This window comes from Sphaerochaeta sp. PS (assembly GCF_032144095.1).
In the GTDB taxonomy this organism is placed as follows: Bacteria; Spirochaetota; Spirochaetia; order Sphaerochaetales; family Sphaerochaetaceae; genus Sphaerochaeta.
Window position 1 is genome coordinate 72928 of the sequence record NZ_JAVSNJ010000004.1, and the last position, 14702, is coordinate 87629.

At 50.9% G+C, this 14702-nt stretch carries 14 protein-coding genes; 8 read left to right on the forward strand and 6 right to left on the reverse strand.

All coding sequences use genetic code 11. The annotated features are described in order from the left end of the window. Window positions 1-28: 28 nt before the first annotated feature. The gene (locus tag ROJ03_RS06020; RefSeq protein WP_313726100.1) at window positions 29-751 is read right to left on the reverse strand and encodes an FAD-dependent oxidoreductase; all 723 of its coding nucleotides are present in this window, start codon (window positions 749-751) and stop codon (window positions 29-31) included. Window positions 752-803: 52 nt separating this feature from the next. Beyond that, window positions 804-1409 (reverse strand): LysE family translocator, encoded by a 606-nt coding sequence (locus tag ROJ03_RS06025; protein ID WP_313726101.1) that lies wholly within the window; start codon window positions 1407-1409, stop codon window positions 804-806. A 192-nt stretch (window positions 1410-1601) separates the two neighbouring features. Here ROJ03_RS06025 and ROJ03_RS06030 point away from each other — a divergent pair, with 192 nt between their 5' ends. Further along, window positions 1602-2693 (forward strand): diguanylate cyclase, encoded by a 1092-nt coding sequence (locus tag ROJ03_RS06030; RefSeq protein WP_313726102.1) that lies wholly within the window; start codon window positions 1602-1604, stop codon window positions 2691-2693. Between the two features lie 61 nt (window positions 2694-2754). Here the strand turns inward: ROJ03_RS06030 and ROJ03_RS06035 are convergent, their stop codons facing one another. Further along, window positions 2755-4074: a hypothetical protein gene (locus ROJ03_RS06035; RefSeq protein WP_313726103.1), complete on the reverse strand. Its 1320-nt coding sequence runs from the start codon at window positions 4072-4074 to the stop codon at window positions 2755-2757. Between the two features lie 423 nt (window positions 4075-4497). Here ROJ03_RS06035 and ROJ03_RS06040 point away from each other — a divergent pair, with 423 nt between their 5' ends. From ROJ03_RS06040 to ROJ03_RS06050, 3 genes are read left to right on the forward strand one after another with little or no spacing between them, the layout of a single operon-like run. Beyond that, on the forward strand, window positions 4498-6399 hold the full coding sequence (locus ROJ03_RS06040) for an FAD-dependent oxidoreductase (protein ID WP_313726104.1): 1902 nt from the start codon (window positions 4498-4500) through the stop codon (window positions 6397-6399). 4 nt (window positions 6400-6403) lie between these two features. Beyond that, entirely contained in the window at window positions 6404-7396 is a 993-nt protein-coding gene (locus tag ROJ03_RS06045) for a polyprenyl synthetase family protein (RefSeq protein ID WP_313726105.1), read from the forward strand. A gap of 12 nt (window positions 7397-7408) precedes the next feature. Further along, complete coding sequence (locus tag ROJ03_RS06050; protein WP_313726106.1) at window positions 7409-7684, forward strand: hypothetical protein; 276 nt, start codon at window positions 7409-7411, stop codon at window positions 7682-7684. Window positions 7685-7706: 22 nt separating this feature from the next. On the opposite strand, the gene ROJ03_RS06055 is transcribed toward ROJ03_RS06050, so the two are convergent. After that, the gene (locus tag ROJ03_RS06055) at window positions 7707-8921 is read right to left on the reverse strand and encodes a DUF438 domain-containing protein (RefSeq protein ID WP_313726107.1); all 1215 of its coding nucleotides are present in this window, start codon (window positions 8919-8921) and stop codon (window positions 7707-7709) included. Window positions 8922-9015: 94 nt separating this feature from the next. After that, the gene (locus tag ROJ03_RS06060; protein WP_313726108.1) at window positions 9016-9459 is read right to left on the reverse strand and encodes a CBS domain-containing protein; all 444 of its coding nucleotides are present in this window, start codon (window positions 9457-9459) and stop codon (window positions 9016-9018) included. Between the two features lie 329 nt (window positions 9460-9788). On the opposite strand from ROJ03_RS06060, the gene ROJ03_RS06065 reads away from it, so the two are divergent. Next, complete coding sequence (locus tag ROJ03_RS06065; protein ID WP_313726109.1) at window positions 9789-10274, forward strand: permease; 486 nt, start codon at window positions 9789-9791, stop codon at window positions 10272-10274. Next, window positions 10271-10804 (forward strand): permease, encoded by a 534-nt coding sequence (locus ROJ03_RS06070; RefSeq protein ID WP_313726110.1) that lies wholly within the window; start codon window positions 10271-10273, stop codon window positions 10802-10804. The genes ROJ03_RS06065 and ROJ03_RS06070 overlap by 4 nt, the downstream gene beginning before the upstream one ends. A 5-nt stretch (window positions 10805-10809) precedes the next feature. Here the strand turns inward: ROJ03_RS06070 and ROJ03_RS06075 are convergent, their stop codons facing one another. Then, a complete protein-coding gene (locus ROJ03_RS06075; RefSeq protein WP_313726111.1) occupies window positions 10810-11529 on the reverse strand; it encodes a Crp/Fnr family transcriptional regulator in 720 nt (239 codons plus the stop codon). 122 nt (window positions 11530-11651) lie between these two features. Here ROJ03_RS06075 and pflB point away from each other — a divergent pair, with 122 nt between their 5' ends. Beyond that, complete coding sequence (gene pflB, locus ROJ03_RS06080; protein ID WP_313726112.1) at window positions 11652-13874, forward strand: formate C-acetyltransferase; 2223 nt, start codon at window positions 11652-11654, stop codon at window positions 13872-13874. A gap of 9 nt (window positions 13875-13883) precedes the next feature. After that, window positions 13884-14651, forward strand: a complete 768-nt coding sequence (pflA, locus tag ROJ03_RS06085; protein ID WP_313726113.1) for a pyruvate formate-lyase-activating protein — start codon at window positions 13884-13886, stop codon at window positions 14649-14651. Window positions 14652-14702 lie beyond the last annotated feature (51 nt).

The window sequence follows — 14702 nt, forward strand, 5'->3', positions numbered from 1 at the left end:
ATCAGAGAGGGGTTTTTTTATGGCAGTGTCATTTGGTCCTTTTTGGCGCATGATAGCCCATGAACCCCTCTGTAATGATCCTATTTCCCTTGATCCCCAACCCTTTCAAAGCTTTCTTGACCGACCGGACAGAATGGGAGGCTCCTGATACATAATACAGGGCAGTTTGTCCGTAGGTTGCGACAGCTGAGGTATAGGACTGCCTGAACTGTTCACGATCCTGCACAAAGGCAAGTTGCATCTGGCTATTGTTTTTCTCCAGTGCCTTGAGTTCCTCAGAAAAAAGGTGGAAATCAGAAGAAGTGTGGACCAGGATGAGTGGACGAGTCATATCATCTTTCAAGGAGTAGAGGATGGAACGGGCCGGCGTAATGCCTACCCCCATGGCAAGAAGGACTATTGGGCTGGTGGCATCCCTGACCACAAACCAGCCCAATGGGCCACGGATCCTCACGACATCCCCCTTTTGCATTGTAGTCAAGGTGTGCTTGAAGGAACTGATGGGGCTTCTTGCATGGGTGCCAAGAAGGATCATCTTCTCACTGGGGGCGCTTGCTACCGTAAAGGCCCGAAAGGGCATGCCTGTAACCCTCTTCCCTGGAAGGGTGAATGCACCATGCTGGCCAGCTTCCCATTTCATGGGGTAAGGGATCTGCAACTCTATCGTCCAATAGTCGCCGAAGACATTCTCGGCTCTCACAAAATGCAGGTCATGGGTTTCAAACAATCCCTTTAGATATCTCAATTTCATGTTCGTCCTCCGTCACTGGCAATACTACGCTGCCCAGTGGAGGAAAACAATCCTAGCCCAGGATGGTTGAGGCAGCCATCCTGACGGCCGAATACACAAGCAACAGGGAAAGTATGGCGTTCATGGCCCTTCGCGTTCTTGTTCGTTGCACGGCCAACCCGATGAGTGAGCCAAACCTTGCCCAGGTGGAGACCGCAGCAAAGCTCATCAGGGTAAAGCCAAGGGCTGAGAGGGTGATATTGGACCACGTATGGGGCATATAGAGCAGGAAGGTCGAGTAGACGGTAAGGCCAAGGATGACAACCTTGGGGTTGAGCACCTGAAGGGCCAGACCCCGGAGATAGCCCATTGGCCTGGGAAGCCCCAGCTCAGCAGCATAGCCGCTTCTGAAAATATGATAGGCAAGATAGAGAATATAGAGGGAACCGCCATAGCTGAGGGTCATGACAAGCTTGGGAAAATAGAGCTGTATGTATGCAGAAAGCAGGGAGCTGGCTAGCATGACCAAAAAGAACCCGGTTGCAATACCCAGCATATAGCCAAGCGAACGCCTATAGCCGTAGGTCAGGCCCATCGAGGCGCTGCTTATCGTATTGGGACCAGGGGTGAAGGTGGTGATGAGGGCAAAGGTGCACAGTGAAAGTATATCGACGTCCATATTCCTGCTCCCAAACAGTGATGTCAGTCTATCGATGGAGGATCCCAGATACAAGCAAATTCTACCTCCCAATTCCTTATATCATATGAATAATCCATAAATTTTATAGATTTATAATGAAATATTCCTAACACTGCCAAGATACCTATGGTAAAATATAGCTCTACGTTAAGATTGTAAAGGGAAATTACAGTGCTTTTTCACAAGCCCCGATCATGCCACTCCATGTTCCTCATATTGCTCATTGTTTTGCTGGTCTCGCTTTTTCTATTGGTACCAGCACAAACCCTCTACAATACCTATACCCATACCATCACAGAAGAGATGCAAAACCATGCACACAGTATTGCCTACACGACTGCCCTGCTGATTGCAATGGACAGTGACTCCTATAAGAATCTTGTCAGGATAGCACAACAAGACCCTACAGCAATGGACCAACACTATGCCGAGAAGATGCAAGGGCTCCTTTCCAGGCTACAACAAGAGACAGGCGTGGATTTCCTCTACATAGAGTACGATATTGAGGGTGCCTCTCCAATCATCCTTCTGAATGGAGATGTACCCAATGCAACTGCCTGCCAGATCAAAACAGGGCTAGAGGCAGAACGTGTCTGTGCACACTGCCCTATCATAGGGATCCAGGACGGTTCTTCCCTGGGCATGGTTACCGCAGGCTTCCTGAACGAAACCCTGGACAAGCAATTGCAAAACATGTTTTGCCTTATTTTGCTGATGTTTTTTCTGATCAACGTTTTGGCATCGTTGACTATCTTCATACTGCTGCGCCTGCGAAATACGTCTCTCCAGATAGAGTACCTTACCCAACTCAGTAGCAAGCAGTATTTTGAAAAACAGCTTGGGAAGATAGTCGAAAGTGCAAGAAAGAGCAAAAACCCATTCTCGCTCCTCTTGATAGACATAGACGGATTCAAGTCCATCAACGACACCTACGGCCACCTGGAGGGCGATCGTGTCCTGCAGTCAGTGGCATCGACCATCCGGGCTCAGACGGCAGGACCTGACATCTGCGCCCGAATTGGCGGTGATGAATTCTCTGTTATCCTGAAAAAAACGTCTCTGCAACAAGCCCTCACCACCGCCCAGGCAGTACAAAATGCAATCCAGGATAGCAGCATTGAGGGTAATGCTGATATGACCATTACGGTAAGCATTGGAGTGGCCCAATGGGAAGAAGGAACGAGTGCAGATGAGCTTGTCGAACAGGCTGACCGGGCATTGTACAAAGCGAAGCTCAGAGGAAAAAACAAGGTTGTCCATTAGAAACAAGTAGGGCCTTACAATGCAAATGCATCGCAAGGCCCTGTATCAGAACTCGGTAGAGTTATTTCTTTGGTCCAGCAGCAAAGGCATTCTGAGCCAAGGTAAAGAAATCACTGACGTGCATAGAGACTCCAGCGATATCATCGGTCAGACCGTCAGCACTGGTGAATTTGATCTTCTTGGGATCCTGGGTCTTGAGGAGATAGGCCTCAGTGGTCTTGGCCTGCTCATTCCATTCCTTACCAAGCTTGCTGCCCTTGATCATGCCGTATTTACCCTCAGAGGCAAAGACCTGCTTGTCATCACCGGCGGCATTCACGCCACTGTAGTAGGCATTTACAATGTTGCCATTGCTGACATACAAGGATACAAAGGACTTCCAGCCATTGGAATCAAAGGAATCGAGGCTTGCATAGTAGGTTCCGTCGGTATAGGGACCGATTTTGGTAGGACCTGCAGCAAGGGCCTTTTCGACCAGGTCATACATGGAACTGACATGGATGGAGACTCCAGCGATATCATCGGTGTGGCCTTCAGCATCGGAATATTTGATGGCCTTGAGGTCCTGTGCATCAACCAAGTGGTTCTCAACACGGCTAGCCTGCACTGACCATTCATCCTGGGCCTTGCCAAACTTCACCATATTGTAGTTTCCCGCCTTGTCGAAAGCCTTCTTGTCATCACCGGCACGGTTTACACCACTCCAGTTGATGGCAGCAATCCTACCGTTCAGTACGGTGAGGGAGACATATTCCTTCCAACCAGAAGAGCCGAACTCGTTGTCGATTGCAAAATAGGAACCGTCAGCATAGGAGCCACGACCGACAGGGCCTGCAGCGAGAGCCTTCTGGGCAAGGGAGAAAAAGCCACCTACATGAACGGAAACTCCGGCAATGGCATCAGTGTGCCCTTCGGCATCCTTATAGGTGATGGCAGCAGGATCCTGGGTTGCAAGCAGATAGTCTTCTGCACGCTCAGCCTGTACGGACCACTCGGCCTGGGCCTTTCCGAACTTGACCATGTTGTATTTTCCGGCCTTGTCATAGGTCTTCTTGTCCGCACCGGCAGAAACATTCACACCATTCCAGTCAGCCTTGGTGATCAAGCCACCGGCAACGGTAAGGGTAACATTTTCTTTCCAGCCAGAGTCGGCAAAAGCCTCATCAGCGGCAAAATAGATTCCATCCTTGTAGCCTTTATTGGTAGCAGGGGTAGTGACATTTTTGGCAACAGGGGCTTCTACAGTCTTGGCAACAGGGGCTTCTACAGTCTTGGCAACAGGGGCAGGTGTGGCCTTTGCTTCTTCTTTTGCACAACCCACGGCAAGGGTTGCTACAAGAACTGCTAAGGCAACAAGTGCCAATCTCATAGGTTTCTTCATGACTTTCTTTCTCCTTGATAGCAAGTAATCTAGTATTCTTTTATCTATAATCATATACGCATTTGTTATACAGTATCAATAATGTATACATAAAATCACTGGCAAATTCGAAAAATACTTTTTTTTACTTGTATTTTACAATATATAAAGGTTTTATTCGCATTTTCAAGCTTTTTAAAACAATATTTTTTTATCTATTTTGTTTTTATGGAAATTAATTCAATAAATTTTAATCAATATACCCCTTTTTTTAGAGTCATATAGTTACAAAAACTTAAAAATGTGCGAGACTCTACTTCGGTAAACGCCAAGGCAAGAGTCTGTATAGCATACTATTTTGCTGGTATTTATTGTGATGAATTCGTACACATCGTGCGACATAATCAGTAAAAGGTACAAAAAGGGAGCAGTAGGGAAACAACCATGGAAAAGAAACATATTGTGATACTTGGTGGGGGCTATGCAGGTGTGCATGCCGCTAAAAACTTACACAAAGCATTTCGTAAAATGCAGGACCAGGTATCCATTACCCTGATCGACCGCGGCAAACATCACATTCTCATGACTGAACTGCATGAAGTTGCAGGAAACAGGGTCAAGCAGAATTCCGTCAAGATCTCCTTTGACCGGATCTTCTCCGGGAAAATGGTCAATGTTGTCCAGGACGAAATCAAGGACATCAACTTCAAGGACCAGATACTTACAGGTGAGAGGGGTTCCTATCACTATGACCAGCTAATCCTCGGAACAGGTGGCCAGACTGCCGACTTCAGGATTCCTGGTGTCAAGGAAAACGCCTTCTACCTCTGGAGCCTGGAGGATGCCCTGGCTATCCGATACCACATCGAGACCATGGTCAAGGAAGCAGCCAAGGAGGCTGACGCAGACAAACGCAAGCAACTGCTTACCTTTGTTGTCGCAGGCGGTGGCTTCACCGGAGTGGAGCTGGTCGGGGAACTCATCGAATGGCTGCCTGTACTTTGCGAGAAGAACAAGGTCGACCACAGTGATGTGCGGATTATCAACTGCGAGGCTCTAGGCTCAATCCTCAACATGCTGCCCGAGAAACCCCGCAATAAGGCTGTGCACTACATGCAGAAGAAAGGTGTTGAGATCATGCTCAACTCCCTCATTACCGAAGTTACTGAAGACGGTTTCACCATCAGAGGCGGGGAGACCATCATGACAAAGACCCTGGTCTGGACCTGTGGTGTCCGTGGCACTGAGTTTGGCGAGAGCCTTACCATCACCGATGGCAAGATGGGCCGCAAGCTCGTCAATGAATATATGCAGTCACCCGACTACAAGAATGTCTATGTCGTTGGCGATGGCATGTACTTCCAGGAGGACAACCGCCCTGTCCCTCAGATCGTCGAGGCAGCAGAACAGAGTGCCAAGACAGCGTGTGACGGGGTCATCTACACCATCAAGACAGAACTCGGCAAGAAAGCCGAGCCACCAAAGCCCTTCAAGTCCAACTTCCATGGATACATGGTCTCGATCGGCGGCAGGTATGCAGTTTCCCATACCGCAGGTGTCTCGATGTCAGGTTTCTTTGCCCAGGCCATGAAACACATGGTCAACATGTACTACCAGTTCGGTGTATGTGGGGTCAATGGAGCATGGACCTACCTCAAGCACGAAATCCTCGAGATCAAGAACAAGCGCTCCCTCATCGGGGGTATGGCTTCCTACCGGGTCCCTTCCTATTGGACAACCTTCCTCAGGATGTTCCTTGGAGTGATGTGGCTCATTGAGGGCTTTGGAAAGATCGCCGAAGGGTGGCTTACAGACACCACAGGTTCAAAGGTCTACTGGAGTACTGCTGCTGACGCCGTTGGTTCAGCTTCAGAAGCCGTGGGTGATGCCGCTACAGCAGTAGCCGGGGTGGCAGCAGAAGCGGTCAAGCAGTTTGCACCGCCACTTCTTGCACAGCCCTTGGCCCTCTACACCTGGATCAATGAAACCTTTGTCTCCCAGGCTCCCTACCTCTTCCAGATCATGATTGTTCTGGCTGAAGTGGGCATCGGACTCTGCTTCCTGGGCGGTCTTTTTACCTTCCCTGCAGCTATCGTCTCGCTCGGATTGTCAGTCATGTTCCTGATAGGAGCCTTGGCAGGCAAGGAGATCCTCTGGTACATGGCAGTCTCCATTGTGATGCTCGGAGGCGCAGGACGTGCCTTTGGCCTCGACTATTGGGTGATGCCCTACCTGAAGAAACTCTGGAACAAGACACCGCTTGCAAAGAAGACCTACCTGTTCATGGGCGAACCTGAATTCACCAAAAAGCAGATGAAGCGCAAACTTGACAGGACCCAGGACTGAAGCAATGCATGAGTTCTACGAAGATGAGCCTGAATTACAACAAGAACTAACCAGTGTGCGGGCAACCATTGTGAAAACAGTGGAAAGCTCGCACGGCTTCATACGAGCCCTTCTCCTTTCCCATGTGCAGTCCGGGGGCAAGATGTTGCGCCCGGCTCTTGTCCTTCTCTGTTCTTCCCTTGGGGAAAACAGTGACCGGAAAAGAGCCATAGAGGTTGCCAGCGTCCTGGAACTGATCCATCTCGCTTCGTTGGTGCATGATGATATCATCGACTCTGCAAAGACACGCAGAGGGGTGCCGACCATCTTTGCCCAGGTCGGTGCAAAACAGGCCGTCCTTGCAGGAGACTACCTGCTGGCACGGGCCCTCTCCCTTGTGGGATCTGACAGTGGCGAGATGGATAGCCGTGTGATATCGAATGCCTTGGGCCGACTTTGCGAAAGTGAGCTCGAGCAGGATGCCGGGCAAGGGGATTTCTCCATTTCCAAGGCCACCTACTATAGAAGGATTGCAGGAAAGACAGCATCGCTGTTTGCCCTCAGCTGCTATGCAGGCTCAGCCGTTGCAAAAGTGACAGAAGTTGAAAAAATGGTCTGTCATCGCATAGGCTACGCCATGGGCATGTCTTTCCAGATACAGGATGACATACTCGACTACGTGGGTAGCGAAGAAAAATTGGGGAAACGCACAGGAAAGGACCTCAAGGAGGGTGTACCTACCCTTCCGCTTCTCCTTGCCCTGGAAGCAGAAAAGGCGATGCCTGAGCATGATAGGAAACTAACCATCCTCCTTTCAAAAAAATCAGGGCCGTTGTCGAAGGCAGCAGTGGCCAAGGCAGTTTCCCTGGTAGTAGCCCTTGATGGTGTACAAAAAGCTGATTCTATTGCACAATCCTACAAAGACCGAGCCCTGAAGGATATTCAGACTCTCAGGGATCGGAAAACAGCAATACAACTGACCCAGCTCTTTGAAAAGTTGGCTGTACGGTCAGGATAGGAAATGTTACTCATGCAAGATTTTGACGATGAAAAGCCATCCTCAGAAGAATTGGCTTTTCGTGATGCCTATGAAAATACGCTCCAGTTTCTGGAAAACCGAATCAAGCTTTCCAATCTGGCTCTCAGTGACCTGGAAGGGGAACTCCACCACCTGACCATCTATGAAGGCCAGGACTGGGGTGGCCGGGGAGAGTTGAAGAACTCTGAGATCCAAGGCCAGATCTACGCCTACCTGGCTGTGATAGACAGGGTAAAGAAAAACAAGGAAAAGCCTAAGAGAGGATGAACCTCCCCTAGGCTTTTTTTCGTCAGTCAGAGAGGAGCTTATTACCTTCCAGGCTTCTCAAGCTTGAGATCTCCTCGGTCACTTCCATGACTCCAAGATACTCCCCTTTCTCCGAACGCACAGCATAGTAACGGATAAGGACAAAGGCACTCCCTCTCTGTAGCCAGAAGGACTCCTCATCCTTTTTCCCTTGCTTGAATTCTTCAACAAGTTTTTCTACCACATGGAGGCTCTTCGGTGGATGGCAGTGTGCAACATCGCGGCCGATGATGCTGCGTGTCCTTGGGAATACCCGCTCCTTGCCTTCCGAGAAATAGCGGACCTTGTCATCCTTGCCTACAAAGGTAATATCGGCTGGCATGGTGTTGAGCATGGAGGTCAGTTCTTCGAGACTCAGGGTTCCGCTAGGAAGTATTACCCTGTCCCCTTCCTGCTCAAGAACATCTTCCTTGCCGCTGAGGCTGGCATTCCAGCGATACCAGGTAAGGGCATCGGAGGGTGATGCACCCTCAATCCCACCATTGAAACAGTACCCGATGTCTGCACTATCACGGGCAACGGTCAGCCAGTCTTCGGCATCCATGTTCTCCAGCAGCATCGGGGTAAGGATGTTGTTCTCCTTGGTGATCATGCTCCTGACCTGTGCCAACAGCTTTTCCACATCCGGCAGCACGGCCTTGCCTTTGCTTGGTAGGTAGGCAAGCACTCCTTTCCAAAGGGAACGGATCTCGTCATCAACACCCCACATCACCTTTGGGGGTGCAGTAATCCCGGCCTTCTCCAGGTATGGGAAGAAGAGGTTCTCCTTTCTCTGGTAGTGGAGATGCAATTTGGAAAGACTCTTCACTGCCTGCATCAGGTCCTCCTTGTTGGACTCAGTGCCGTCGGCAGCATAGGCGTGTAGTGCAGGTTCAAACTCCTTATCAAGAAAGGCCGTCAGCCCAGCATTCTCGCCTTTGAAGACAAAGGCAGGGTGTCCTGGGATGGAGTCAACCTTCTTGCTTGAGTGGACAGCCTGAAGATTGTCCTCAAACACAAAGGCATGGACATCACAGAGCTTTTGCACCTGCTCGAGCTTCATGCCCTCTTCCATCAGCTTCTTCTCCGCTGCCGCCAGGTCTTCGGCGCTGACGCTGCCGAACTCCCGTAGGAACTCCTGCTTCACCGACTCCGGGGATGCTCCGGCGTGAAGCTTGCCTATGATATTCTTCAATACATCTTGTTTATCTATATCCATGGTATTCTCCTTCTATGAATGTAATAATATTAGGCCTACGCGGCTACCCTAAACAAGGGGAGCTGCATAGACCTAGTATGTGCTGCAAATCCGGTCAATATGGGCTGGTAATGTACTGTTCCAGTTCCCCTATCTGGAAGTCACGCTCGTGCAGGGAGAGCTTGACCACATCCCCTATGGAAATCATTCCCACCAGCTTTCCTTCAGACACAACCGGGAGATGGCGGAAATGGCCGGCTGTCATCAGTTTCAGGCAGTCATCCAGGCTCTGACTTGGGTTAACATGGGTTACGGCTGTTGTCATCACTTCCCTGACATTGATGGATGCAGTATTCAGATGTTCCAGCTTCCGGGAAAAATGGCGTATGATATCACGCTCTGAGAGTATGCCCTTGATGTTTTTTTCCTCATCGACAACCAACAAAGCTCCGATCTTATGTTCGGTCAACTTCAATAAGGCGTGGGCGAGAGAATCCTCTGTACCAATGGTGAAAACTTTGCTTCCTTTCTCATCCAAAATAGTCTGAACATTAGCCATACACTACCTCCATTTTGTAGTTACATCGACACCCTAGCCAAAGGGTAGCTTACCGATGACCAAAGCGCAAGGTAATATTACCGGTTGTATATGAAAATCCGTTTTTTGCTGGTAAAAGTTCATAAGGAACATAAAATTGTCCATCAGCTACCATTAAAGGGGGGAGGGATCTGTCCTCCTCCCCCCTTTGGTCAAGATTGGGTAAGCCTACACGGTGCTACTTGCTTGCAACCTATGGAGGGGAAGAGACAAATCCCCAGCAAACTAGTTGCTATTAACAATAATTTACTGTATATAATGGTCATCTCCTCTTGGAAAAGGACTTACCGATGAATATCGTACTCTATGGAGGGACAGCAATCCTGTTGTCTCTCTCTTTCCTGAAAGACAGGGAAAAGACAAAAAAAGCCCTCATGAAAGCGTGGAAGGCGTTTGAGAACATCCTGCCCCAGCTATTGGTTGTCATACTGGTTGTGAGCCTGTTGCTCTCCCTCATGGACAATGCCATGATCCTACGCATCATAGGTTCAGAATCGGGCTGGCTGGGTGTTGTCCTTGCTTCCCTTGTGGGCTCTGTAACCCTCATCCCCGGCTTTGTGGCCTTCCCTACCGCAGCCATGCTGCTGAAGGGTGGAGCGGGCTATATGCAGATAGCGGCCTTCATCTCATCGCTAATGATGGTAGGCATCGTGACCCTCCCTGTTGAGATGAAATACTTTGGAAAACGCCTGGCTATCTATAGGAATATCCTGGCCTTCTGCTTTTCCTTTGTCGTCGCAGCGGCCATCGGGTATACAGTAGGAGTCCTGTCATGAAAGCATTTCTTCTCCGTTACAAAGCCTTTTTCATTGTCCTATCGCTTCTGCTGCTCTATGGGGCCTTCAACTGGGAAGTGGGAGAGAAGGTAGTGAAGACCACCATCTTCCAGCTCAGGGAGATGATGATGGTGATCCCTCCGATCTTTGTGCTGTTGGGACTGCTCGACATCTGGGTACCCAAACAGACCATGGTCAGATTCATGGGTGAGAAGTCTGGACTCAAGGGGATAGTGCTTGCACTCTTCATCGGTTCTGCTGCGGCAGGACCTCTCTATGGAGCCTTTCCAGTAGCGGCTGTATTCATGAAAAAAGGGGTGAAATTCACCAATATCCTCATCTTCCTGGGTGCCTGGTCAACCACGAAGATCCCGATGTTCCTCTTCGAAGTAGCCTCCCTAGGAGCAGTTTTCGCCGTCACAAGACTGCTCATCGACATCCCTGGGATCATCATCATTGCCTACCTGCTCTCAGCCCTGATGCCCAAGGCCGAGGTCCAGGCCATCTATGAACGGGCCCAGAACCTCTGAGGCGCTCACTCCACCAGTACCGATAGCTCCTGCAGACGCGCAAGGTCGAGGATGCGGATGGTCTTGGCCCCTACGCTTTCGATCACCCCTTCCTCTTCCATCTGTGCCATCTTCCGGCTGAGCGTCTCCCGGGCCAATCCAAGATAGTTGGCCAACCCTTCCCTACTCAGGGGAAGGGCAATCTCCAGGTACTCTCCTTGCTTCTGGCCATAGGTATCCTTGAACTCCAACAGCAGGGAGGCTATCCTCAACTCCGCATTGCGGGAGCCCATGCTCTGCATTACCAGTTCCAGGCGGCTCATCCGGTTTGCCATAGCCTCTATGATCTGCAAGGCCACCTCGCTGTGCTCTGCCAGAAGCGCTATGAACTGCGCCTTGGAGAGGATACAGACCTTGGCATCCTCCAAGGCCTCGACTGAATAGGGAACCTTCTCCTCGGTCAGCAAAAAACGTGCCCCAAAATAATCATTGGCAGGAAAAATATAGAGAATCTGCTCCCGTCCGTCAAAGGTGGTCCGGTAGGCCTTGGCACTTCCTTCACGAATTACCGTAAAGCCCAACGGGCGGTCCCCTTCATGGACCATGACCTCACCCTTCTTGAAGGTCTTGTGAGTCATCTGCGCAGTCAGGGCGTGCATCGCCTCCCGGTCGAGGGTGGCAAACAGGGGCATGGTTCTGATGCAAAGATCGTTGGAACAATCTACACATGGTTCATGACTATCCACAAAAAAATCCTTTCTTGTTGTACAAGTGTGATTTAGATCACAGAAAAAAAAATCAGTACATGGTACACCTTGGCCATGAGGGCATGGAAACATGCACCCAAATACTATAGCAGAGGAAACACATGAACGCTACACCAGAACGGAACCAGCAGGATATATACGAAATAAATACACGCGACTTCATTGTGAAGAACTATACCCCTTTCGATGAGGAACCTACCTTTCTCGCAGAACCAACTGCAAAGACAAAAAAGCTCTGGGAGGAGGTTTCCTCACTTCTCGCTATCGAGCGTGAGAGGGGTGGCATGTATGCCATCGACGAACATACCATCTCGACGATCACCAGCCACGACAAGGGGTACATCGACCAGGATCTTGAAGAGATCGTTGGCCTGCAGACAGACGAGCCCCTCAAGCGGGCCATCATGCCCTTCGGCGGCATCAGGCTTGTCCATACCGAACTGAATGCGTACGGCAAAACCCTGCCTGAAGATATTGACCAGGTCTTCAAATACAGAAAGACCCATAACGACGGCGTCTTCGATGCCTACACCCCTGAGATGAAGATGGCCCGTCACACCGGCATCATCACCGGCCTGCCCGATGCATATGGAAGGGGGCGTATCATCGGTGACTATCGCCGCGTCCCCCTCTATGGGACCGACTACCTCATCGCGCAGAAGAAGCAGGCCAAGGACCTCTACTCCTTTGATGTCATGGATAGCGATACGATCAGGGACCGCGAGGAGATCAGCGAGCAGATCAGGGCCCTTCAGGAACTGCACCAGATGGCCCTCTCCTACGGATTTGACATAGCAAAACCGGCTACAGACACCAAAGAGGCAATCCAGTGGCTCTATTTCGCCTACCTCGCTGCGATCAAGGAACAGAACGGTGCTGCTATGAGCCTTGGGCGCGTCTCCACCTTCCTGGACATCTACAGCGAGGCAGACCTTGCCAGCGGCAAGTATACCGAAAGCCAGATCCAGGAGTTTGTGGACCACTTTGTCATGAAGCTGCGCATCGTGCGCTTCCTCAGGACCCCAGCATATGATGAGCTTTTCAGCGGCGACCCCACCTGGGTAACAGAGACCATCGGGGGCATGGCCCATGATGGGCGGCATATGGTAACCAAGATGAGCTACCGTTTCCTGCACACCCTCACCAACCTGGGCCCGGCACCTGAGCCAAACCTTACCGTCCTTTGGAGCGAACGGCTTCCCGAGAGCTTCAAGCGCTACTGCGCGAACCTCTCCATCGAGACCTCCTCGATCCAGTACGAGAACGATGACCTGATGAGGGTCGACTATGGTGACGACTACGGCATCGCATGCTGTGTCTCCGCCATGAGAATCGGCAAGCAGATGCAGTTCTTTGGCGCCAGGGTCAACCTTGCCAAGACCTTGCTCTATGCCATCAACGGAGGCAGGGACGAGAAGAGCGGGGAGCAGGTAGGCCCGAAAAGCCAGGCCATCACCAGCGAATATCTTGACTATGACGAGGTCATGGACAAGTTCGAGACAATGAGTGGATGGCTATCCAAGCTCTACATCGAAACCCTCAATGTCATCCACTACATGCATGACAAGTATAGCTACGAACGGATCGAGATGGCCTTGCATGATGAGAAGGTACTGAGGACCATGGCCGGTGGCATTGCAGGGCTCAGTGTAGTTGCAGACAGCCTGTCGGCCATCAAGTATGCAAAGGTACGCCCTATCTATGACGCGAACGGCCTGGCAGTGGATTTCGAGATCGAAGGGGACTATCCCAAGTTCGGCAACAACGACGACCGTGTCGATAAGATTGCAGTCAATGTGGTGAAGATGTTCATGCAAAAGATGAGAAGCCACCACACCTACCGCAAGAGCCTCCCCACCCTCTCGGTGCTCACCATCACCAGCAATGTGGTGTATGGAAAGAAGACAGGATCCACCCCTGACGGAAGGAAGAAGGGGGAGCCGTTCGCACCTGGGGCAAACCCCATGCATGGCCGTGACTCCAAAGGATGTGTTGCCAGCATGAAGAGTGTGGCAAAGATTCCCTACGACTATGCCAAGGATGGGATCTCCTACACCTTCTCCATCATTCCCGGAACCCTGGGGAAAGATAGAGAGATGCAGGCAAACAACCTGGTCACCCTCATGGATGGATACTTCCATGAGAGCGGACACCATATCAACGTCAATGTCATGGAGAAGAGCACCCTCCTCGATGCCATGGACCATCCCGAAAAGTACCCGCAGCTGACCATCCGTGTCAGTGGATATGCAGTCAATTTCATCAAGCTGACAAGAGAACAGCAGCTCGATGTCATCCACAGAACCTTTCACGACCACCTGTAAGGAGTGAACATGAGTATACAAGGAACCGTGCATTCAGTAGAGACCTTCGGAACCCTCGACGGGCCGGGAGTTCGGTATGTGCTCTTTCTCCAAGGCTGTTCGCTGAGGTGCCGTTATTGCCATAACCCCGACACCTGGTCAATGAAAGGAAAAGGGGTGACCGACAGTGCAACTGTAGTCAAGGAGATCCTCACCTACCGGTCCTTCATCGGCAAGGGAGGGGTAACCCTCAGCGGTGGAGAACCTCTGATGCAGCCCGCCTTCGCCCTGGACATCATCCAGAGATGCAAGAAAGAGGGGTTGCACACGGCCCTCGATACTGCCGGAAGTGTTCCCCTGGAGTTCTCCAGGCCAGTCATCGATGCGGCCGACCTCATCCTGCTGGACATCAAGAGCCTCGACGACAGGCAGAGCTTCAGCCTTACCGGCATGGGCAATGCCAATACACTCGCTACGCTTGAGTACTGTGAAAGCATCGGGAAGAAGGTATGGCTGCGCCATGTACTGGTTCCTGGCTGGACACTGGATGAGAAGCGATTGGAAGCTCTGGCAGCCTATCTCAAGGATTTTTCCTGCATCGAGCAGGTGGAGCTTTTGCCCTACCACAGCATGGGCCAGTACAAGTGGGAACAGCTCAAGCTGGACTACACACTCAAGGGTGTGAAAGAACCATCAGAGAAGGAACTCACCATGGCCAGGGCCGTATTCGAAAGGCAAGGCCTGAAGGTCCTGATGAGCGGGATTGCCAAGCAGAAGGCCGATACCAAAGTCGGTTGAGCAAGACGAAGGCCGGATTACAACAGCGTTGTACCGGCCTTCCCTTTTGTC

Coding starts and splice junctions, on each gene's coding strand:
- pflB (WP_313726112.1), top strand. CDS start 11,652: ATGAACGCTACACCAGAACGGAACCAGCAGGATATATACGAAATAAAT.
- ROJ03_RS06065 (WP_313726109.1), top strand. CDS start 9,789: ATGAATATCGTACTCTATGGAGGGACAGCAATCCTGTTGTCTCTCTCT.
- ROJ03_RS06070 (WP_313726110.1), top strand. CDS start 10,271: ATGAAAGCATTTCTTCTCCGTTACAAAGCCTTTTTCATTGTCCTATCG.
- ROJ03_RS06025 (WP_313726101.1), bottom strand. CDS start 1,409: ATGGACGTCGATATACTTTCACTGTGCACCTTTGCCCTCATCACCACC.
- ROJ03_RS06020 (WP_313726100.1), bottom strand. CDS start 751: ATGAAATTGAGATATCTAAAGGGATTGTTTGAAACCCATGACCTGCAT.
- ROJ03_RS06050 (WP_313726106.1), top strand. CDS start 7,409: ATGCAAGATTTTGACGATGAAAAGCCATCCTCAGAAGAATTGGCTTTT.
- ROJ03_RS06060 (WP_313726108.1), bottom strand. CDS start 9,459: ATGGCTAATGTTCAGACTATTTTGGATGAGAAAGGAAGCAAAGTTTTC.
- ROJ03_RS06035 (WP_313726103.1), bottom strand. CDS start 4,074: ATGAAGAAACCTATGAGATTGGCACTTGTTGCCTTAGCAGTTCTTGTA.
- ROJ03_RS06040 (WP_313726104.1), top strand. CDS start 4,498: ATGGAAAAGAAACATATTGTGATACTTGGTGGGGGCTATGCAGGTGTG.
- ROJ03_RS06045 (WP_313726105.1), top strand. CDS start 6,404: ATGCATGAGTTCTACGAAGATGAGCCTGAATTACAACAAGAACTAACC.
- pflA (WP_313726113.1), top strand. CDS start 13,884: ATGAGTATACAAGGAACCGTGCATTCAGTAGAGACCTTCGGAACCCTC.
- ROJ03_RS06055 (WP_313726107.1), bottom strand. CDS start 8,921: ATGGATATAGATAAACAAGATGTATTGAAGAATATCATAGGCAAGCTT.